This window comes from Micromonospora sp. NPDC093277 (assembly GCF_044765245.1).
Taxonomy (GTDB): Bacteria; Actinomycetota; Actinomycetes; order Mycobacteriales; family Micromonosporaceae; genus Micromonospora.
Genome location: NZ_JBIWJO010000001.1, coordinates 366,654 through 386,539 on the forward strand (window position 1 = coordinate 366,654; position 19,886 = coordinate 386,539).

Annotated in this window: 19 protein-coding genes; 15 read left to right on the plus strand and 4 right to left on the minus strand. The window is 73.1% G+C overall.

Translation table 11 applies throughout. The annotated features are described in order from the left end of the window. Position 1 precedes the first annotated feature (1 nt). Complete coding sequence (locus ACIRG9_RS01650) at positions 2-334, minus strand: YciI family protein (RefSeq protein WP_402848579.1); 333 nt, start codon at positions 332-334, stop codon at positions 2-4. Positions 335-530: 196 nt separating this feature from the next. Between ACIRG9_RS01650 and ACIRG9_RS01655 the strand changes: the two genes are divergently transcribed. The 5 genes from ACIRG9_RS01655 (at position 531) to ACIRG9_RS01675 (ending at position 7,339) form a co-directional block, all read left to right on the plus strand. Then, complete coding sequence (locus tag ACIRG9_RS01655) at positions 531-1,619, plus strand: hypothetical protein (RefSeq protein WP_402848582.1); 1,089 nt, start codon at positions 531-533, stop codon at positions 1,617-1,619. Between the two features lie 37 nt (positions 1,620-1,656). Further along, positions 1,657-3,189, plus strand: a complete 1,533-nt coding sequence (locus ACIRG9_RS01660) for a hypothetical protein (protein ID WP_402848584.1) — start codon at positions 1,657-1,659, stop codon at positions 3,187-3,189. A 181-nt stretch (positions 3,190-3,370) separates the two neighbouring features. Beyond that, positions 3,371-5,782 (plus strand): putative bifunctional diguanylate cyclase/phosphodiesterase, encoded by a 2,412-nt coding sequence (locus ACIRG9_RS01665; protein ID WP_402848586.1) that lies wholly within the window; start codon positions 3,371-3,373, stop codon positions 5,780-5,782. After that, a complete protein-coding gene (locus ACIRG9_RS01670; protein WP_402848589.1) occupies positions 5,779-6,417 on the plus strand; it encodes a hypothetical protein in 639 nt (212 codons plus the stop codon). The genes ACIRG9_RS01665 and ACIRG9_RS01670 overlap by 4 nt, the downstream gene beginning before the upstream one ends. 163 nt (positions 6,418-6,580) lie before the next feature. Further along, complete coding sequence (locus ACIRG9_RS01675; protein WP_402848592.1) at positions 6,581-7,339, plus strand: MerR family transcriptional regulator; 759 nt, start codon at positions 6,581-6,583, stop codon at positions 7,337-7,339. 59 nt (positions 7,340-7,398) lie between these two features. Here the strand turns inward: ACIRG9_RS01675 and ACIRG9_RS01680 are convergent, their stop codons facing one another. Continuing rightward, entirely contained in the window at positions 7,399-8,940 is a 1,542-nt protein-coding gene (locus ACIRG9_RS01680) for a gluconokinase (protein ID WP_402848595.1), read from the minus strand. Positions 8,941-9,127: 187 nt separating this feature from the next. Between ACIRG9_RS01680 and ACIRG9_RS01685 the strand changes: the two genes are divergently transcribed. Then, positions 9,128-10,291, plus strand: a complete 1,164-nt coding sequence (locus tag ACIRG9_RS01685; protein ID WP_402848598.1) for a hypothetical protein — start codon at positions 9,128-9,130, stop codon at positions 10,289-10,291. Between the two features lie 4 nt (positions 10,292-10,295). Here ACIRG9_RS01685 and ACIRG9_RS01690 read toward each other — a convergent pair whose 3' ends face one another. Then, entirely contained in the window at positions 10,296-10,868 is a 573-nt protein-coding gene (locus tag ACIRG9_RS01690; RefSeq protein ID WP_402848601.1) for a hypothetical protein, read from the minus strand. Positions 10,869-11,299: 431 nt separating this feature from the next. Between ACIRG9_RS01690 and ACIRG9_RS01695 the strand changes: the two genes are divergently transcribed. The 4 genes from ACIRG9_RS01695 to ACIRG9_RS01710 all read left to right on the plus strand — a co-directional run bounded on the left by ACIRG9_RS01695 (position 11,300) and on the right by ACIRG9_RS01710 (position 14,968). Continuing rightward, a complete protein-coding gene (locus ACIRG9_RS01695) occupies positions 11,300-12,334 on the plus strand; it encodes an NlpC/P60 family protein (RefSeq protein ID WP_402848604.1) in 1,035 nt (344 codons plus the stop codon). Between the two features lie 106 nt (positions 12,335-12,440). Next, entirely contained in the window at positions 12,441-13,631 is a 1,191-nt protein-coding gene (locus ACIRG9_RS01700) for a phosphotransferase family protein (protein ID WP_402848607.1), read from the plus strand. Positions 13,632-13,718: 87 nt separating this feature from the next. Next, positions 13,719-14,585, plus strand: a complete 867-nt coding sequence (locus ACIRG9_RS01705; protein WP_402848610.1) for a hypothetical protein — start codon at positions 13,719-13,721, stop codon at positions 14,583-14,585. Next, positions 14,582-14,968, plus strand: coding sequence for a GntR family transcriptional regulator (locus ACIRG9_RS01710; RefSeq protein ID WP_402848613.1), 387 nt, complete (start codon positions 14,582-14,584; stop codon positions 14,966-14,968). Before ACIRG9_RS01705 ends, ACIRG9_RS01710 begins: the two co-directional genes overlap by 4 nt. A 55-nt stretch (positions 14,969-15,023) precedes the next feature. On the opposite strand, the gene ACIRG9_RS01715 is transcribed toward ACIRG9_RS01710, so the two are convergent. Beyond that, positions 15,024-15,389: a VOC family protein gene (locus tag ACIRG9_RS01715; protein WP_402848616.1), complete on the minus strand. Its 366-nt coding sequence runs from the start codon at positions 15,387-15,389 to the stop codon at positions 15,024-15,026. Between the two features lie 270 nt (positions 15,390-15,659). Here ACIRG9_RS01715 and ACIRG9_RS01720 point away from each other — a divergent pair, with 270 nt between their 5' ends. The 5 genes from ACIRG9_RS01720 to ACIRG9_RS01740 all read left to right on the plus strand — a co-directional run bounded on the left by ACIRG9_RS01720 (position 15,660) and on the right by ACIRG9_RS01740 (position 19,838). After that, positions 15,660-16,259: a SigE family RNA polymerase sigma factor gene (locus tag ACIRG9_RS01720; RefSeq protein WP_402848618.1), complete on the plus strand. Its 600-nt coding sequence runs from the start codon at positions 15,660-15,662 to the stop codon at positions 16,257-16,259. Beyond that, positions 16,256-17,338, plus strand: a complete 1,083-nt coding sequence (locus tag ACIRG9_RS01725; protein ID WP_402848621.1) for a hypothetical protein — start codon at positions 16,256-16,258, stop codon at positions 17,336-17,338. Before ACIRG9_RS01720 ends, ACIRG9_RS01725 begins: the two co-directional genes overlap by 4 nt. Before the next feature lie 126 nt (positions 17,339-17,464). Further along, positions 17,465-18,712 carry an RNA polymerase sigma factor gene (locus ACIRG9_RS01730; protein ID WP_402848624.1) on the plus strand — a complete coding sequence of 416 codons (1,248 nt, stop codon included), beginning with the start codon at positions 17,465-17,467 and terminating at the stop codon, positions 18,710-18,712. 78 nt (positions 18,713-18,790) lie between these two features. Then, complete coding sequence (locus tag ACIRG9_RS01735) at positions 18,791-19,450, plus strand: DUF998 domain-containing protein (RefSeq protein WP_402848627.1); 660 nt, start codon at positions 18,791-18,793, stop codon at positions 19,448-19,450. A gap of 13 nt (positions 19,451-19,463) precedes the next feature. Next, positions 19,464-19,838 carry a YciI family protein gene (locus ACIRG9_RS01740; RefSeq protein WP_402848629.1) on the plus strand — a complete coding sequence of 125 codons (375 nt, stop codon included), beginning with the start codon at positions 19,464-19,466 and terminating at the stop codon, positions 19,836-19,838. Positions 19,839-19,886: the final 48 nt, after the last annotated feature.

A 19,886-nucleotide genomic window follows, 5' to 3' on the forward strand; every position in this document is an offset into this window, starting at 1 on the left:
GTCAGTCGAGGTCCACGAGGGGACGCAGCTCGATCCGGCCGGCGTACGCCATCGGGTGGGCGCGGGCCACCTCGACCGCCTCGTCCAGGTCGGCGCAGTCCAGCAGGTCGAAGCCCACGATCAGCTCCTTGGTCTCGGCGAACGGGCCGTCGGTGAGCAGCAGCTCGCCGTCGCGCACCCGGACCGTGGTGGCCGCCGACGGCTCGGCGAACCTGCTGCCCGTGACGCGCTGCCCCGAGGCATCCCGCTCGGCGACCCACTTCTCGATGTCCGGCGCGGCGCTCGGGTCCCGGTCCGGCTCGGTGTCGGTGCAGACCAGCATCATGTACTTCATCGGACGCTCCTCGGTGTCGTGTCGTGGTTCCGCCCAGCTGACGAACGGGAGACCCGGATCCGGACACCTGCGTACCAGAAATTTTCGGCCGTGACCTCTCGATCCCGGCCGGGTGCGGCGATTCCCGTCGGGTGACGGGCGCGGCACGGGTGCGGACGCGAGCCGCACCGGCGCGCAGCGCCTATCGTGGCGCATCATGACGGACACCGCGCAGCGCTTGGCCGAGATCCGGGGTGGCGTGCCGCCCCGGCGGCACAACGCCCGTACGATCGCCGCGCTGACCGGCAACCCGGGGTGCACCCGCCGGGCGGTGCTGGACAGCGCCGGGGTGGACAAGCCGAAGCTGGCCGAGCGGATCGGCTTCCCGGCCCGGTTCGGCCAGTCCCGCTTCGCCATCACCCGCGGAAACGCCTTCGAGGCCCAGGTCAAGGCCGACGGTGGGGTGGAGCTGCTACGGCTGGTCGCGGAGCGGCTGGGCGTACTGGTGCCGGCGGGGGCGACCTGGACGGACCTGGGCGGCGCGGACGACCTGCCGGACCGGCAGGAGCGCTCCCGGGTCGCGCTGGCCGGCGGCGGCGACGGGCCGGCGCTGTTCGACCATCCGCTGCTCGGCCTGAAGGTGGCCGGCCGGCGGGTGCACCTGGAACCGGACCTGGTCGCCGCGCGGCTCGGCGGCCGGTTCCACGTGGTGGAGATCAAGTCGTTTCCGGTGATCGACGGGCAGGCCGACCCGGCGAAGGTGTCTGCCGCCGCCATCCAGTCCGCCGTCTACGTGCTGGCGCTGCGCGAACTGCTGGCCGCCGAGGGGCACGACCCGGAACTGGTGTCGCACGAGGTGGTGCTGGTCTGCCCGCGCGACTTCGCCAACCAGCCGGTGGCCAGCCTGCTCGACGTACGCAAGCAGCTGCTGGTGCTGCGTCGTCAGCTCGACCGGATGGCCCGGATCGACGACCTGCTCGCCGGCGTGCCGGCGGGTTTCACCGCCGACCTGGCCACCGAACCGGCGGCCCTGAGCGCCGCGCTGTCCACCGTGCCGGCCCGCTACGCCCCGGAGTGCCTGGCCGCCTGCGAGCTGTCGTACTTTTGCCGGCACGAGGCGCGTGGCCACACCACCGCGCTGGGCCGGCCGGTGCGGGAGGCGCTGGGCGGCATCGCCGAGATCGGGGAGGTGCTGGCGCTGGCCGACGGTGTCCGCGCCCCGGACCCGGAGCAGGCGGAGGCCGCCGCGCTGCTGCGCGCCGCCGCCCGGTTGCGCGCCGACGCCCTCGCCGGCAACCCGGCATGAGTACGCTGCGCCGGCCCGTTCCGCCCCGGAGGTCCCGGTGAGTACGCTGCGTGCCCTGGCCAAGGCGCGGGCGGTGGCCGCCGGGGTGGCCCAGCCGGTGGCCACCGTCCGGCACCTGCACCTGTCGGACCGGCCGCTGGTGCTGGTGCCCCTGGCGATGGCCGGCGAGGCGAACGCCCCGCTCGCCGCCATGGTCGGCGCCGCACCCGACGAGGGGCGGCTGCTGTTCGTGCCGCAGCCGCGCAACCGCGACCAGCGGTTCGCGTTCGCCGCCGAGCTCGCTGCGATCGTGCTGCCCCACCTGGACTCCTTCCGTGGGGTCAGCGAGGCGGTGCCGATCGACCGGGGCAGGGACGTGCGGTACCGGTACGTCGACGCGCCGCAACTGCTGGTGCCGAACCCGGCCGGGGTCACCTTCCTGCGGCTGTTGGGTCGGTCCACCCGGTTCCGTCGCCCGGACGGCGAATATCCGGTGCACCCGTCGGTGCCGCTGCTCGGGCGGTGGCTGACGTTCTTCGCCGAGCGCGCCGAGCAGCCGGGCTCGGCGGCGCTGCTGGCGATGACCGAGGCGCTGACCCTGCACTGGGCGACCGGGCAGAGCACGGTGGAGGACCTGCACCTGCCGGCCCTGCTCGGCTGGATCGACCCGCCACCCGGTTCGACCGGCGCCGAGGCGGCCGCCCGGGCCGAGGATCCGCGGCTCTGCCCGCCCGCCGGGCCGGCCACCGACCCGGACTTCGACAACCACCGGCTGGTCGCGGCAATTGAGGCGTACGCCGGGACCGAGGACGACCCGGTCGCCCGCGCGGGCGCGTACGCGGAGTTGGCGCGGCTGCTGCGTGGGCAGCTCGCGCCCACCTGGGAGCTGATGTGGCGCGGGGTGGGGTTGCTGCGCGCGCTGCCGCCCGGCGCCCGGGTGGCCGGCCGGTGGGACGGCGACAAGGACGCCTTCACCGGGTACGCCGAGCACGTCGACGCCGGGGGTGGGCCGCAGCCGCGGCGCGACGGTGCGGTGGCGGCGGCGCTGCGGCTGCACCGGCTGGAGCGGGCCCTCGCCTCGTACGCGGTGCAGCGTGCCTACGACGACCCGCTCGTGATGGCCGAGCACCGGTTGGCCGGGGAGGCGTTCGTCGGCGACGTGACGCTGGCCGACCCGAAGCGGGTGGACGACACCGGCAAGCGGCCGGTGCTGCGTCCACGGATCCAGGTGGTCACCACCGAGCCGGTGGCGGTGCCGGTCGGGGCGACGCTGTATTCCCCGGCCCGGCCGGGGCAGAAGGCGAAGGTGGTCTTCCTGACCCCGGGCTCGGACGGCAAGACCGAGGTGGTGCTGGAACTCTCCGGCGGGATGGGCCGTGGACTGACCGCACCGCCGGGCAGCGTTCCGGAGGTGGGCGAGCGGCTCTGCCTCACCATCCTGTCGGACGCGTACCTGCCGGCCGGGAGCTTTCCCGCCGCCGAGGAGACCCCGTGGACCCACGGTGGTCCGCCGGTTGCCGCGTCCGACGCGCCCGTGGCCCCGGACGGCGCTGCGGCCGGCACCGGCGACCCGGCCGAGGAGTGGTCCTGACCGATCCGGTCTCCATGGTGGACGCGGACGGCCCCGGCGTTCGGCGGCGGACGACGATCGGCTCTGGCGGTGGTACCAGGCGGTAGTTAGGCTTGCGCCGTTCGCCGTCCGCAACCGGTCCTCATCGTCGAGGTGCGCGTCTGGGAGAGAGCCGGAGCAGATCGTTGTACCGCAGCAGGACGTGAGCCGCGCCGTGACGGTGGTGGCCCGTCGCCCGTTCTCCGGCCGCGTCGGGCTCGTCGCGGCCGCGCTCGTCGTACTCGGAGAAGCGTCCTGGCTGGTCGCCGGCCTGCCGGGCGCGGCCCTGGTCAGCGATCTCGGCGCGGTGGCGGTGTCGAGCTGGGCGGCGCTGGCCTGCGCCCGGGTCGCCCGGCGGCATCCGCTGTCGCTGCGGCGGTTCTGGGCGCTGCTGACGGTGACCATGGTGCTCGCCGCGGTCGGCCGGATCGTGTGGACGGCCGAGCGGTTGGGCGGGCACGAGCTGCCGCACAACGCGCTGGTCGGCACGCTGTTCACGGCCGGGATCGTCACCGGCACGGCGGCGTTGCTCTGCTCGCTGGCCGCCCCGCGCAGCCTGGTCGGGCAGGCCCGGACCCTGCTCGACGGGGTGATCGTCGGGCTGGCGCTGATCCCCATCGGCTGGGTGGTGGTCTACCGCGACCTCGCCACGGCCGACCTGGCCGACCCGCAACGCACCCTCGGGCTGCTCTACCCGATGTTCGACCTGATGCAGCTCACCATCCTGGTGGCGGTGGCCGGGCCGGCGCGTCCGATGTGGCGGGCGCTGAGCCTGATCGGGATCAGCCTCGGCATCCGGGCCACCGCCGACGCGGTCTACGTCTCGCTCGTCGCGCACGGCAACTACGCCCCCGGCCATCCGATCGACCTCTGGTGGCCGCTGAGCTACCTGCTGGTCGGCGCGGCCACCGGGGCTCCGCCGCCGGCCGGGTGGGACGACGGAGAGGAGAGCGCCGAGTCGCCACTGCCGCCGTGGTGGCGGGTCGCCCTGCCGTACCTGCCGGTGGGCGGGGCGATCGTCGCCGTGGTGCTCGCCCGGCGGCCCACCGGGCAGACCCCGCAGCTGATCTTCGTCGGCATGATGGCGCTGCTCGGGGTGCTGGCGGTGCGGCAGGGTCTGGCCGCCAACGAGAACCTGCGACTGGTCGCCCGGCTGCGCCGGCTGGCCTACTCCGACCAGCTCACCGGGCTGGCCAACCGGCTGACGTTCAACCGGCGGCTGCGGCGGGCGCTGCGCGACGGCGGGGCGGCCGCCGTGCTGCTGCTCGACCTGGACGGCTTCAAGCAGGTCAACGACCGCTTCGGGCACGCTGCCGGGGACCGGCTGCTGGCCAGCATCGCGGACCGGATGCAGGACGCCGTCGGCGGCGACGGGATGATCGCCCGGCTCGGCGGTGACGAGTTCGCGGTGCTGGTCACCGGCGACCGGCCGGTGGCGCCGGAGCGGCTCGCCGAGCGGCTGCTCGCCGCCCTCGAACCGTTGCCCGGCGAGGAGGACGTCGGCGTGCACCCGTCGGCGAGCATCGGCATCGCCGAGTACGGCCCGCAGCACACCTCCTACACCGACCTGCTCCGCGACGCCGACATCGCCATGTACGCGGCGAAGGCGGCCGGCAAGTCGGCGTACCGGACCTGCACGCCGGGGCTGCGCGAGTCGGCGGTGAGCCGGGCCGAGCTGATCGCCGAGCTGCGCCGCGCGGTCGACGAGGACCAGCTGCTGATGGAGTTCCAGCCGATCGTGGACCTGGCCACCGGCGCGGTACGCAGCGCCGAGGCGCTGGTGCGCTGGCGGCATCCCCGGCTCGGGGTGCTTCCCCCGGCGAGGTTCCTGCCGCTGGCCGAGGAGACCGGGCTGATTCTGGCGATCGACCGGTGGGTGATCCACCAGGCGTGCCGGGCCGCGGCGACCTGGCGGGAGTACGCGCCGGAGGTGACCGTCGCGGTCAACATCGCCGCCGCCCACGTGCGCCGCCCCGACCTGATCGCCACGGTCACCGGGGCGACCGCGGCGGCCGGTCTGGCGCCCCGCGCGCTCACCCTCGAACTGACCGAGTCGGCGCTGATCGACGGCAGCGAGGCGGTGCTGGAGCGGCTGCACCAGCTACGTGAACTGGGCGTACGGATCGCCATCGACGACTTCGGCACCGGCTACTCGTCGCTGAGCTACCTGCACCGCATCCCGGCCACCGAGCTGAAGATCGACCGGTCCTTCGTGTCGCGGCTGGACGCCGGCGATCCGCGGGCGTACGCCACGGTGGAGATGGTCAACCGGCTGGCGGGCGCGTTCGACCTGGTGGTGGTGGCCGAGGGGGTGGAAACCGGGACGCAGCACGCGGCGGTCGCCGCGATCGGCTGCCTGCACGGTCAGGGCTGGCGGTACGGCCGCCCGGCGGGCCTGTCCGAGCTGCTCAGCTCGCTGACCCCGATCGCGGTGGGCCCGCTGACCGGCCCGGTCGACAGGGGGTCGAAGGTCCCGGACGGGACAGGGGGTTCGGCCCTGCTCCGCGTGCTTCCTGGAGGCGACGATGGGATAGTCACCGAGAACGGAACCCCTTTCAATCGGGAGCAGAGATGAAGCGTCGGACCTTGGATCTGCTGTTCAGCATCGGCGGGCTGGGCCTCGCGGTCCTGCTGCTTGTTGTCGGCATCGTCCTGACGACGAATGCGAACTTCGCCAACGACTACGTGCACGACCAACTCGCTGAGCAGCACATCACCTTCAAGTCGGCCGACACGTTGACCGACGAGGAGAAGAAGTCGGACTGCCTGGTCGAGAACGCCGGCAAGCCGATGACCACCGGCAAGCAGGCCGAGTGCTACGCCAACGAGTTCATCGGGCTGCACCTGAAGACGATGTCGGGTGGCAAGACGTACGCCGAGCTCGGTGAGCCGGAGTCGGCGCTCAAGGCGCAGATCGCCGAGGCCGAGAAGAACAACGCCACGAACGTCGAGGAGCTGAAGGCTCAGCTCGCCCAGGCCAGCGCCCTGCGGGAGACCGTCTTCAAGGGCGAGTCGCTGCGCGGCATGCTGCTGACGTCGTACGGCTTCAGCGAGTTCGGCCGCAAGGCCGAGCAGGGCGCGATGGCGATGTACGCCGGTGCGGCGCTGCTCCTGCTGCTGTCGATCGCCGGTCTGATCCACGCGTTCCGCACCCCGGCCAGCGAGGCGTTCGCCGCGCCGGAGAAGGCCCGGGAGCCGATCAACGCCTGACCCCCCGCTCCGGGCCCAATCGCCCCCGGTCTCCGCCGCCCCCCCCGAGGCGGAGACCGGGGGCGATCACGTGTGCGGAACACCGTCCCCGGACGGGTTTCAGAATCGTTGTTGACCCTCACGTCGCGGGAGGCGGGATCCTTGGTCGCGGAAGGGAGGGAACATGGCGTACACGGTGGGTCAGGTGGCGCGGGCGGCCCGGGTGACGGTCCGGACGCTGCACCACTACGACGAGATCGGGTTGCTGTCGCCCGGCGGCCGCACCCCGGCCGGCTACCGCCGGTACTCGGACGCGGACCTGGAGCGGTTGCAGCTCATCCGCGCCTACCGTGAGCTGGGGTTCCCGCTGGAGGAGATCGCCGCGATCCTGGACGACCCGCGGGCGGATCCGGTGGCGCACCTGCGCCGGCAGCATGAGCTGCTCACCGGCCGGATCGGCAAGCTGCAGGAGATGGTCGCGGCGATCGAACTCGCGATGGAGGCGAGACGGATGAACATCGGGCTCACGCCGGAGGAGCGGTTCGAGGTGTTCGGGGACTTCGACCCGGACGCGCACGCTGAGGAGGCGGAACGGCGGTGGGGCGGCACGGAGGCGTACCGGCAGTCCGCCGAGCGGGTCGGCCGCTACGGCAAGGAGGACTGGCTGCGGCACCGGGCGGAGAACGAGGACTGGGGTAGGCGGCTCGCCGAGCTGATGGCCTTGGGCGCTCCGGCGGACAGTCCGGAGGCGATGGCGCTGGCCGAGGAGCACCGGCAGTTGATCGGCCAGTGGTTCTACGACTGCTCGTACGAGATCCACACCGGGCTGGCGGACATGTACGTCGCCGACCCGCGGTTCACGGCGTACTACGAGCGGGTCCGGCCCGGGATGGCCGCGTACCTGAACGAGGCGATCCACGCGAACGCGATCAACCGGGCCTGAGCCGGTCGGGATCCCCCGAGGGCTGTGCGGGACAGGTGGTTCACCCACGGCCGGGTCGATCACGTCATGGGGGCGGTGGGTGGCGGTTCCGGGGGCAGGCTCGGCGCCAGCCGTCGCAGCGACGCGAACGTCGGCACGAGCGCCTCGTACAGCTCGGAGAAGAGCGGCAGCAGGGCGGCGTAGGTGGCGGCGGAGGCGGGATCGGGGCGTACCGTCTCGTCGATCCTGACCAGGTCGGCGGCGACCTCGATCGACTCGATCAGGCCGAGGGCCTGCATGCCGAGCAGGGCGGCGCCGAAGCCGGATCCCTGGTGGCCGGCGGGGAACTGGACCGGCATGCCGAGCACGTCGGCGAGGATCTGTCGCCACAGCCGGCCGCGGGCGAAGCCGCCGCTGGCGCGCACGTCGCTTACCTCGTTGCCGGCGGCCCGGACTGAGGCGAGGACCAGGGCGAGTTGCTGGCAGACGCCCTCCAGCGCGGCCCGGACCAGGTGCTCGCGCCGGTGGCCGTGGCTGAGCCCGACGTACGCGCCGCGGGGCACCGCGCTCCAGTGCGGCGCCCGCTCGCTGAGCAGGTACGGCAGCATGATCAGCCCACCCGAGCCGACGGGCGCGCGGGCGGCCAGGTCGAGCAGCTGCTCCTCGGCGTGCTTACCGAGTTCGGGGGCGAGTGCCCCGCCGGCCCACTCCAGGACGATGCCGCCGTTGTTGATCGCCCCGCCGACGACCCAGCGGTTCTCGGTGAGGGCGTAGCAGAAGACGCCGCCGAGCGGGTCCACACCGGGTCGTTCCACCACCACCCGCATCGCCCCGCTGGTGCCGATGGAGCAGGCCACCTCGCCGGGGTGCACCGCGCCGAGGCCGAGGTTGGCCAGCGGTCCGTCGCCGGCGCCGACCACGATCGGGGTGCCGGCGGGCAGGCCGGTGGCCCGGGCCGCGTCGGCGGTCAGCCCGGGCAGGACGTGGGTGGTGGGCACGAGCCGCGGTAGGTGTTCCGCGGTGATCCCGGCGATGTCGAGGGCCTCGGCGTCCCAGGCCAGCCGGTGGATGTCCAGCAGACCGGTGGCGGAGGCGACCGAGTGGTCGGTGACCAGGGCCCCGGTCAGCCGCAGCAGCACGTAGTCCTTGATGCCCACCCAGTGGGCGACCCGTTCGTGCAGCGTCGGCTGCTGCTCGGCGAACCAGACGAGTTTCGGCAGCGGCGCCATCGGGTGCACGGGGGTGCCGGTACGCAGGTGCAGGGCCAGCCCCGACGGTTGGGCGCGCAGCCGTTCGGCCTGGGTGCTGGCCCGGGAGTCGGCCCAGGTGAGCGAGGGGGTGAGCGGCTCGCCAGCGGCGTCGAGCCCGATCAGGCTGTGCAGGGCGCTGCTGAACGACAGCCCGGCGACCGGTGCGGCCAGTTCGTCGACCACCACGCGGACCGACGCCACCACCGCGTCGAAGATCAGTCGAGGGTCCTGTTCGGCGTATCCGGGGTGCGGTTCGTCGAGGGGGTAGCCGACCGAGTGGGTGGCGAGCTGCCGTCCGCCGGTGTCGAACGCGAAGGCCTTGGTGCTGGTGGTGCCCATGTCCACACCCACCACGACGGCCGGATCGCCCACCGTTGCACCTCCTCGGAGCCGTCGGACCACGCTATGTGCCCGGCGTCGCTGCTACCGCCGGGTTCGGCCTAACGCGTCGGTCAATCACCCGATCGGTCAGATTAGTTACTTTCGCGTGTCTTGCTGACCCCCTCCCACAGTTGACCCACATGACACCCAGTGGGCTCTGCGAGGCAGAGGAGTCGGCGTGGCGATGACTGATTCGACGGGTTCCACATGGCGGTACCGGTGGGCGCACCGGCAGAACGACCGGCGGCATCGCGCCTTCCGTGCGGCCGACGAGGCGTGGCGGCGACGCGACGAGGAACTGCGCCGGCTGCGTACCCTCGCCGGGTCCTTCCACGGCTCGGCCGAGGCCGCCGCGGGCCTGCCGATGGAACTCGGCCCCGGCGAGGTGGTCCTGTGGACGCTGCCGGCCGCGCAACTGGTCGAGGTACGGCACACCGCCGTGCTGCCGGCCCCCGAGCTGACCGTCGAGGTCGAACCGCCGATGCCGCGTCCGCGCCGCCCCGAGGGGGTCCGGATCGTCGACGCCGGGCTGGCCGTGCTCACCAACCGGCGGCTGGTGCTGCTGGGCGGGCGGGGCCGGCGCGACTGGGCGTACGGGAGGATGACCGGGCTGTCCCACGACCCGGCGGCGCCGGTCACGCTGATCCAGGTCCTGGACCGGCGGCGTACCTCCGGTCTGCTGCTGCCCACCGGCGCGGTCGCCGACTTCCGGTTCAAGCTGACCCTGGCCTTCGCGGACGCGATCGAGCAGCGGGCGGCGGTCGTCGCCCAACTCGACGAGCTGATCGAGGAACACACCGCGGAGCGGCCGGTCCGGCCGGCCGTCCTCACCCCGGCCCAGGCCCGGTTCTCCGGGCGGGTGCCGGGCGGGCGGCGCACCGTCGCGGTCGCCGCGGCCATCGCGCTGATCGTGCCGGCGCTCCTCTTCGAGTCCGACCCGCCGGTGCGGCCCGGCTCCGAGCGGGCCGCCGCCGCCACCCCGGCGGCCACGGCCACGGCCACGCCCTCGCCGCTCAACCCCGTGGTGGGAGTCGTCGACACCCCGTCGCAGAAACCGCGCCACGCCCGCGCCACTCCCACGGTCGGACCGTCGCGGACGGCGCGGCCGGTCGTCGACCGGCGCTGCGGCGCCCCGGCCAACCCCTACGGGTACGACTTCTGCGGTGGCCAGCGGATCCGCCGGCCGGCGCGGGGAGTCTGCGACTGGTTCGACTGTGTCCAGGGATTCTGGTCGGGTAAGGGCTGGCTGGTGCAGTGCCGGGACGGGACGGTCAGCCTGACCGGCGGGGAGCGCGACGCGTGCGCCGGCCACCGGGGCTTCCGCCGCACCATCTGGACCTGACGGATCAGTCGTCGTCGTGCCGGCCGAGCGGGACCAGGCCGGCGAGGACCAGGGCGGCGCCGACGGGCAGCAGGTCCAGATTCACCGCGAACGACCCGAGGCCGACCAGCACCAGCACCGGTGCCCACGCCGGCAACAGCCGTGCGACGGCCGCGCGGACCAGCAGCGTGAGCAGGCCCAGCTCGAACAGCGCCGGCCCGCCGATCAGCACCAGGTCCGGCGTGGTCACCGCGTCGGCGAAGCGCGGGAACAGGTCACCGAGGATCACCCAGACGAAGGCGGTCGCGCCGACCAGGCCGGCCACCGCCGCCACGTCGTCGACCGCCCCCAGCCGAGGCAGGGCGGCACGCAACCGGCCGTGCAGGCCGACGATCACCGCCCCGAACGCGACCATGCCGAACAGGAACAGGGTGTGTCCGACCATCCAGGGCCACGCCGTCTTGTCGCGAGGCCCGTCCAGGCCGCCGATCAGGCGCAGCACGCCGTAGCCGAGCAGCAGCAGCGACGCGGTCACGGCCGTTGGCCGCAGCCAGAGGTACGCGGTACGCCCGGCCGTGCGGGCATCGTTGACGGTCATCGCCTCAGCCTGGCAGCGGCACGGGTGTCGGACATCCGGGTCCATCCCCCAACCGTCCCGGACCGCCGGCCCCCGATCCGGCTCGGGGACGGCTGTCCCGGCGAACGCAGATGGTGGCAGGTCAGGTGACCGAAGGCGGCACTCGCTGTGACCTAACCTTTCGCGAAAATTAGAGAATCAGCGTCATTCCGAACAGAATGTGCCCGGCTGACAGCGGGGCGAATTAGGCGTTACCGGTGCCTTGATCTGCTCAGGTCGCCTTCCCTAGGGTTGGTCGGCGTCCGTCCCGGTTGTCGGTCTTCACCCCTCCCGAGGCCCGGGACGAAACCGCCGAATCCTCGGGCGGCGTCGAGTGGAAGGAGTCCAACCAGGTGGTGCCTCCGCCCGTACGGTCGACCCGATCACGTGCACACATCCGGATCCTCGCCGCCGTGACCGCGGCCGTCATCGCCATCCTGCCGGCGGCCAACGCGCACGCCGCCCCGACGGCCGCCGAGGTGCAGCAGCAGATCGACGCGGCCTGGCAGAAACTCGAACCGGTGATCGAGCAATACAACAAGGTCCGCTCCGACCTTGCGGCGAACAAGCAGAAATCCGCCGAACTGACCGGGAAGATCGAGCCACTCGGTAGGACGGTGGACCTCACCAGAGGCCGCGTCCAGGAGATCGCCACCCATTACTACAAAGGAAACTCCGTCTCCAGACTCAACGCTCTGCTGTCCAGCGAATCGCCGACAGCGTTAGCGGACAACCTGGCGATGTTGGACCGGCTGGCACATTCGGAACAGCGACAGATCGCCTCCCTGTCGAATCAACAGGCGACGTACGACACCGAAAAGCAGGCGATCGACGCGCTGATCGTGCGGCAGGAGCGCCAGCAGGCCGACCTCGCCGCCAAGAAGAAGACGATCGACGCGGAGATCAACCGGCTGGGAACGCTGCAGAAGCAGGTCGCCGCAGCCGAGGCGGACGCCGCCGCCAAGGCCGCCGCGGCCAAGGCCGCCGCCGCGAAGGCCGCGGCCGACGCACGCACCGCCGCGACCACATCCAGCACCTCACCGATCAAGTCGACCAGCTCACTGTTCATCGGCGGCCAGTGCCCGGCCGTCCCGATCAGCGGCCCTGGCGGCGTCGCGGCGAAGAGCGCCTGCCTGCAGATCGGCAAGCCGTACGTGTGGGCTGCCGCCGGCCCCGGCTCCTTCGACTGCTCCGGGCTGACCCAGTACGCGTGGAAGGCGGCGGGAGTGAGCCTCACCCACTACACGGGTGCCCAGTGGACCGAGGGAGCGTCGGTGAGCAAGGCCAACCTCCGTACCGGCGACCTCGTCTTCTTCTACTCCGACCTGCATCACGTTGGCATCTACGTCGGCAACGGGCTGGTCGTCCACGCCCCGCACACCGGTGACGTGGTGCGGATGGCCCAGCTGTCGAACATGGCCTACGCCGGCGCCCGCCGCCCCGGCTGACGGCCCCGGCCGCCACCCGGCCCGGCCGTTCCCGAGCTGCCGCCACCGGGCCGGGCCGGCGGATAACCGTTCGCCGAGCGGCGGGAGTCGGCACTACCGTCGCGCCGTGTCCCGCACCGTGACTCTCGTCCTCGTAGATGACGCCGGCGCGCCGCTCGGCGCCCTGCCCCCGTACGAGGTGCCCGAGCCCTGGTGGCAGCAGGTCGGCGCGATCGTCGACGAGGCCCGCCACCGGTTCGGCGTCGACGTGGCCGTGTTGCGGCTGCTCTCCGCTGACCGGCCCGAGCCGCCCGGCGGCCACCTGACCTACCTGGGCCAGGTCACCACGTCCCCGGCCGTACCCCTCGAACCGGTGTCGGTGGACCTGCCGCCGCATCCGTCGCGTGCCCCCTGGGCGCAGCCCGGCGGACCGGCCCGCAGCCTCACCTGGGCCACCGACGAACTGCGCCGCCTCGGCCGGCCGGTGACCGGCGTCGCCCAGCACCGCACCTGGAACCTGTCGGCGATCTGGCAGCTCGACGGCCGGCAGGGCAGCGCCTGGCTCAAACAGGTGCCCGCGTTCTTCCGGCACGAGGCCGCCGTGCTGCGCTGGCTCGCCGCCGCCGCGCCCGGCACCGGGCCGGTCCTGCTCGCCGCCGACGACACCGGCCGGATCCTGCTCGACCACGTACCCGGCGAGGACCGCTACGCCGCCGACCACACCGAACGGGCCGCCATCGCCGCCGACCACCACACCGTCCAGCTGCGGGCCGTCGGCGACGTCGCCGCGCTGGTCGCCGCCGGCGTACCCGACATGCGCGGGCCGGCGCTCGCCCGGTCGATCCGCGACCGGCTCGCCCCGCACGACACCTCGGCGGTGGCCGAGCTGCTCGCCGGCCTCGACGACCGGCTCGACCGGGTGCGCGACTGCGGCCTGCCCGACACCCTCGTCCACGGCGACCTGCACCCGGGCAACGTGCGCGGCGACGGCCGGCGTCGGGTGGTCATCGACTGGGGCGACGCGTTCGTCGGGCATTCCGCCTTCGACATTCTCCGGCTCACCGAATCCCTCGACCCGGCCGCCGCCGCGCCGCTGCTCGACGCGTGGGCCGCCCGGTGGCGGGCCGACGTGCCCGGTAGCGACCCGGAGCGCGCCGTCGAGCTGCTCCGCCCGGTCGCGCCGCTGCGGCTGGCCGCCGGGTACGCGATGTTCCTCGCCAGCATCGAACCGAGCGAACACCCGTACCACGCGGGCGACGTGCCCGCCTGTCTCGACCAGGCCGCCGCCGAAGCGAAGCGGGTGAGCCTGCCCGGCTGACCCCGCTTGTATCAACTCCTTGACACAACCCAGGTTTCTTGGCCATGCTCACTTGTGTCAAACCTTTGATACAAGGAGGGTGCCTTCGTGGTTGGCATCTGGATCGTGCTGCTCCTGCTGGTGCCGCTGATCGGCGTCGCGCGGGTCGGCCCGTCCGGGCTGGGTGAGCCCGTGACCGAACGTGCCCGGCTCACCACCTGGCGATGGCGGTGGGCGGGCGTGGCCTTCGGAGCGGTGGTCGCCATCGTCGCCGCCCGCGCCGACCCCCTGGGCCGCGGCCTCCTGCTGGCCGCCCCCCTGTTCGGGCTCTGCGTGCTGGCCGCTGTGGTGGCGGGGGAGAGCCGCGTCGTCACGCGCTCCGCCGGCACCACCCGCCAGGCGGCCCTGGAAACCCGGCAGGTCCGTCACTACCTGCCCCGCCGGCCGTTCCGTGCCGTGCTCGCCGCCGCCGCAGCGCTGGCCGTCCTGCTGATCGCGACCACCGCCGGCGGCTCCGCCGACAACCTCGGCCGCGCCGGCCGCGCCCTGGCCTACCACTGCGGCGGATTCACCGGCACCCGCGGCCCGTGGGCCGGCTCCTTCTACAGCCTCCCCCTCGCCCTGGTGGTCGGCATCGGAGGGCTGATCGCCGCGCTGGCGATGCACCGGCTCGTCGGACGTCCCCGCCCGCAGGCACCCGCCGGTGACCTGGTGCGCGACGACGCCGAGCGGCGCCGCTCCGCCACCACCGTCACCGGCGCCTGCGGCCTGCTGGTCACCATCCCGCTCATCGGGGTCTCCCTGGTCACCGCGGCCGAGCTGCTGGGCAGCCCGTGCCGGCCGGTGTGGTGGACGGTCGCCGCCTGGGGGCTGTTCCTGCTCGTCCCGGCCTGGACCGTCCTGCTGGCCTGGAGCACCGTCGCCGTCCTCCGCCCCGGCCCCCGCGCCGACCGGCCCGCCGCGGTGCCGGTGTGAGCGCCCCGACCCTGCGGGTCGACACGCAGGACCCCACGCCCCCGTACGAGCAGCTGCGCCGGCAACTGCTCGACCTGATCCACGCCGGGGCGCTCCAGCCCGGCGACCGGCTGCCACCGCTGCGGCAACTCGCCGGGGACCTCGGCCTGGCCGTCGGCACCGTCGCCCGCGCCTACCGGGAGCTGGAAACCTCCGGGCTGGTCCGGTCCCGACGCGGCGGTGGCACCCGCGTCGCGGACCAGGCGCCCGCGCCACCCGCCGACGACCGCCGCCAGGCGCTCGACCGGCACGCGGCCGACTACCTGCGGCAGGCGCGGCTGCTCGGCGCCGACCGGGACGCCGCCTTCGACGCCGTACGCCGCGCCTGGCCCGCCGACGCGTAACACCAGTCAGGTACCGCACGGCGCCCATAAACCGCTGCGGTGACCGTCCGCTCGACTACTCGGGGCGGTGGCAGACGGCCTCGACGTTGTTGCCGTCCGGGTCCCGGACGAACGCGCCGAAGTAGGTCGGGTGGTATTCCGGCCAGACCCGGGGCGCGTGCAGCACCTCCGCGCCGGCCGCGACCGCGGCGTCGTGGAACGCCTGCACCGCGGCCCGGTCGGGGGCGGTGAAGGCAATGTGCGCCTCCAGTGACTCGGTGCCGCCCGCCGCGGGCACCAGCCAGAAGTCGGGGCGGTCGACGCCGTACCCGATCGGGCCGGGTTCCATGATCCGGCGGCCGCCCAGCGGGGCGAGCACCTTGTCGTAGAAGGCGGCGCTGGCCGGCAGGTCGCGCACCTGAACGGAGAAGTGGTCGAGCACGTCGTTCCTCCCTGCGGTTGGTCGTGGCCGGACCAGGCTAGGCGCGACCTGCGACACTTCTCCGCTGTCTCCTGGCGAAATCCGGCTGTGCTCCGCTTTCTGCTCGCGGCGGCAGGCCGCTGGCGGCCCGCGGTGTGGCGAGTCGCCGGGCGGCAAGGAGCCAGGCGCAGCCGGCCGGGGACGATGTTGGAACCGGCAGGCAGGGGGCGGGCCGGAATTTTTGGTCGCCGAGCAGCAACGGCGGTGCGGCCGGCGTCTTTATCGGCATGAGTGAGCAACGCGAGCACGGGCGTGAGCCGGCGGGCGGGCGCCTTCGACGCAGCGGAATGCGTGATGCCGGGCGGAGGTCAGGTGGACGCTGAGACCGAGCGTGACTTCGTCTCCTTCGTCGAGGCGCGGTCACACGTGCTGTTCCGCACAGCACTGACCCTGACCGGGGATCGGCACCAGGCGGAAGACCTGCTCCAGACGGTCCTGGCAAAGGCCCTTCGGCGCTGGAAGCACATTCACGGGTCGCCGGAGGCGTACCTGCGCAGGGCCATGTACCGCCAGCAGGTGAGCTGGTGGCGGCGGCCGGGGCACGGCCGCGAACTGAGCACGGATCGAGTCCCGGACAGCCGGGCGGCGCCGGACCCCACCGCTCAGCTCGATCTGCACCTGGCCCTGCAGGACGCGCTGCGCCGGCTCGCGCCGAAGCACCGTGCGGTGCTCGTGCTGCGTTACCTAGAGGACCTTCCCGACGCCGAGATCGCTGCGTTGCTCGGCTGCAAACCGACCACGGTCCGCAGTCAGATCGCGCGGGCGCTCAGCCGGCTGCGCACCCTCTGCCCAGACCTCGAAAGCCTTGCCGTGAAGGAGGCCCACCGTTGACCACCGACTTGGACCGAGCACTGCGCGACGCGTTAGAAGAGATCGGCGACGCACCTCCGCCGGTCGGTGTCGCACCCGCCGTCGTACGCCGGGTTCGTCGTCAGGGCCGGGTGCGCGTGGCGGTGACCGGCGGCGCGCTCGTGGCGCTCGTCGCCGTCGCGGCGCCGTTGGGGATGCGGGCGGTGGGTGGTGGGCCGAGCGACCCGTTCGCCGCTGGCCTGCCGACCTCCTGTTCGCTTGTCGTGACCGCCTACAGCGCGGCCGACCCGCAGTCGCCGACCGCGAGATCACTGCTGCGCGACGATAAGACCGGCGAGTACGTCAACCTGCCGTTCCTCAGCGCGGTCCCGTCGCCGGACGGATCCCGGGTGCTCGTCCGCGGGGGCGAGGACACCCCGACCAGCCCGCGGGTCAGCGGAATTCTCGATCCGGCCAGCCCGGACTCCGTACTGTGGATCAACAAATACACCAGGGAGGAGGGCGCCTGGTCGCCCGACGGCAAGGAGATCCTGTTCACCGTACGGGAGCGCCTGAGCGACAGGGGCTTCGCGATCGTCGACGCGGAGACCCTGAAGGCCACCTTCGTCAAGGTCGACTTCTACGCCGGCGGCAACATCGGCTCGCAGGACTTCGTCTGGGCGCCTGGCGGCAACGAGGTCGCGCTCACGGTGTCGCAGAGCGGGGGCAACGAGGCCCTGGCCGACCAGGTGACCGGGATCCGCTTCTACAACCGCGCAGGGCAGTTGACACGCACCCTCCCGGCGACCGCCCCACTGTATTCGGGGCAGGGGTTCTCCCCTGACGGGAGCCGGATCGCCCTGCACAACCGGGGGGTCTCCGGCGACCCGATCAAGATCATCGCGACGGCCACCGGCGCCGCCCAGCAGACCGTCCCGCTTCCGGGGGTCAACGAGTTCATCGCCTGGGCCGACGACGAGCATCTCGTCGTTCGCCACTGGGGTGACGATCGCAAGGGGTCGGAGGTGCGGGTCGTCGACCTGGCCGGGCGCGTCGCCCAGGTCGTGGCTCTGCGTGCCGACGCCGTGAACTCGAACGGCGTCTCCGTCGCCTGCGAGTAGCCGACCGGGATGGAGGCCGGTGCCGGTGCCGTGATGGCGCCGGCACCGGCCTCGCGGCCATCCGCACCCGGCCGACCGCGGACCGGGGGTGCCGGCAACGCCGGACGACCTGGTGTGATGGACCCCATGGGTGAGTCCGAGGTACGGCGCACCGTCGAGGCGGTGTGGCGGATGGAGGCCGGGCGGGTCGTCGCCGGCATCGCCGCGATCGTCCGCGATGTCGGTCTGGCCGAGGAACTGGCCCAGGACGCGCTGGTCGCCGCCCTCGAGCAGTGGCCGCGCGACGGCGTACCGGCCAACCCCGGCGCGTGGCTGATGACCGTCGGTAAGCGCCGGGCCGTCGACACGGTGCGCCGCAGGCAGACCCAGGAGCGTACGCTCGCCCAACTCGGCCGGGACCTCGACGAGCAGGTCACCCCCGACTTCGACGCCCGGCTCGACGAGCCGATCGAGGACGACCTGCTGCGGCTGATCTTCGTGGCCTGCCACCCGGTGCTCTCCCCGATCGCCCGGGCCGCGCTCACCCTGCGGCTGCTCGGTGGCCTGACCACCGGCGAGATCGCCCGCGCCTTCCTCTCCTCCGAGGCCACCGTCGGGCAGCGGATCACCCGCGCCAAGCAGACCCTCGCCGCCGCCCGCGTCCCGTTCGAGGTGCCGGGGCGGGCCGAGCGCGCCGAACGCCTCGACTCGGTGCTGGAGGTCGTCTACCTGATCTTCAACGAGGGGTACGCGGCCACCGCCGGCGACGACTGGATGCGGCCCGCCCTGTGCCAGGAGGCGTTGCGGCTGGCCCGGCTGCTGCAGGGGCTCATGCCCGACGAACCCGAGGTGCACGGGCTGGCCGCGCTGCTGGAGATCCAGGCGTCGCGTACCCACGCGCGTACCGCCCCCGACGGCACCCCGATCCTCCTCAACGACCAGGACCGCAGCCGCTGGGACCAACTGCTCATCCGCCGGGGCCTCGCCGCGCTCGACAGGGCGCGCACCGGCCAGCCCGGCCCGTACGTCCTCCAGGCCGAGATCGCGGCCTGCCACGCGCGGGCGCGTACCCCGGAGGAGACCGACTGGGCGCGGATCGCCGGCCGGTACGAGGAGCTGGCCCGGCTGGTGCCCTCACCCGTGGTGGAGCTGAACCGGGCCGTCGCCGTCGCCTACGCCGACGGGCCGGCCGCGGGCCTGGAGCTGGCCCGCGCGCTGGCGGACGATCCGGCGCTGGCCTCCTACCATCTGCTGCCCAGCGTGCTCGGTGACCTGCTCGCCAAGCTCGGCCGGCGGGACGAGGCCCGGGCCGAGTTCGAGCGGGCGGCGTCGCTCACCGGCAACGCCCGCGAGCGGGCACTGCTGCTCGACCGGGCCGCCGCCTGCCGCTCGTAAAAAATCTTGAAACGGGATGTCGGATCCCGGTCGCCCCGATCGACGCGTCAGCGAGAGCCGATGACAAAGGAGATCGAGATGACTACCGCAACGCTGACGAACGCCGGTACGAACCGGGGTGTTCCGACGGCCACCCTGCTCGCCGGTGGGATCGCCGTCGGGCCACTGTTCCTGGGGTTGTCGCTCGCGCAGGTGTTCACCCGCGACGGCTTCGACCTGAGCCGGCAACCGCTCAGCCTGCTCTCCCTGGGTGAGTACGGCTGGATCCAGATCGCCAACTTCGTCCTGTCCGGGCTGCTGGCGCTGGCCGGTGCCGCCGGGCTGCGGCGGGCGCTGCGCGGCGGGCCGGCCGGGACGTGGGGTCCGGCGCTGGTGGCGGTCTACGGCGTCGGCTCGATCGTCGCCGGGGTGCTGCGGGCCGATCCGAGCATGGGCTGGCCGGTGGGTGCCCCCGAGGGCAGTCCCGAGACGATGAGCTGGCACTCGGTCGGCCACGGGGTCGGGGCGATGCTGGGGTTCGGGGCGCTCATGATCGCCTGTCTGGTGTTCGCCCGCCGCTTCCTTCGGCGTGGTGAGCGGGGTTGGGCGTTGTTCTCGGTGCTGTCCGCGCTGGCGACGATGGCCATCATGTGGTGGCCCGACCAGGACAGCATGAGCATCCGGCTGGTCGTCGGTTCGGTTGTCATTTTCGGCTGGCTCTCCGCGGTGTCCGTCCGGGTCCGCGGCAACCTTTCCTGAAAGGATTCCCCAAATGCGCTACATGCTGATGCACAAGCTGGACGAGAACGCTCCCGGCACGTTCGACCCGAGCCCCGAGTTCATGAAGCGGATGGGCGCCTTCATCGAGGAGGTGGCCAAGTCCGGGTCGCTGCTCGCCGCCGAGGGGCTGCACAAGAGCAGCAAGGAGGACGCGGCGCGGATCACCGCCGCCAAGGGCAAGACCACCATCATCGACGGGCCGTTCACCGAGACCAAGGAACTCATCGCCGGATTCGCCCTGATGGAGGTGCGGTCGAAGGAGGAGGCGTTGGAGTGGGGCAAGCGTTTCGCCCAGGTCTTCATCGACAGCGGGATTGACGTCGAGGTCGACGTCCGCCGGGTCAACGAGGGCCCTGCCCAGGCCTGATCGCGGGAGCGGGCGGTACCGGTGACACGCCGGTGCCGCCCGCCGTTT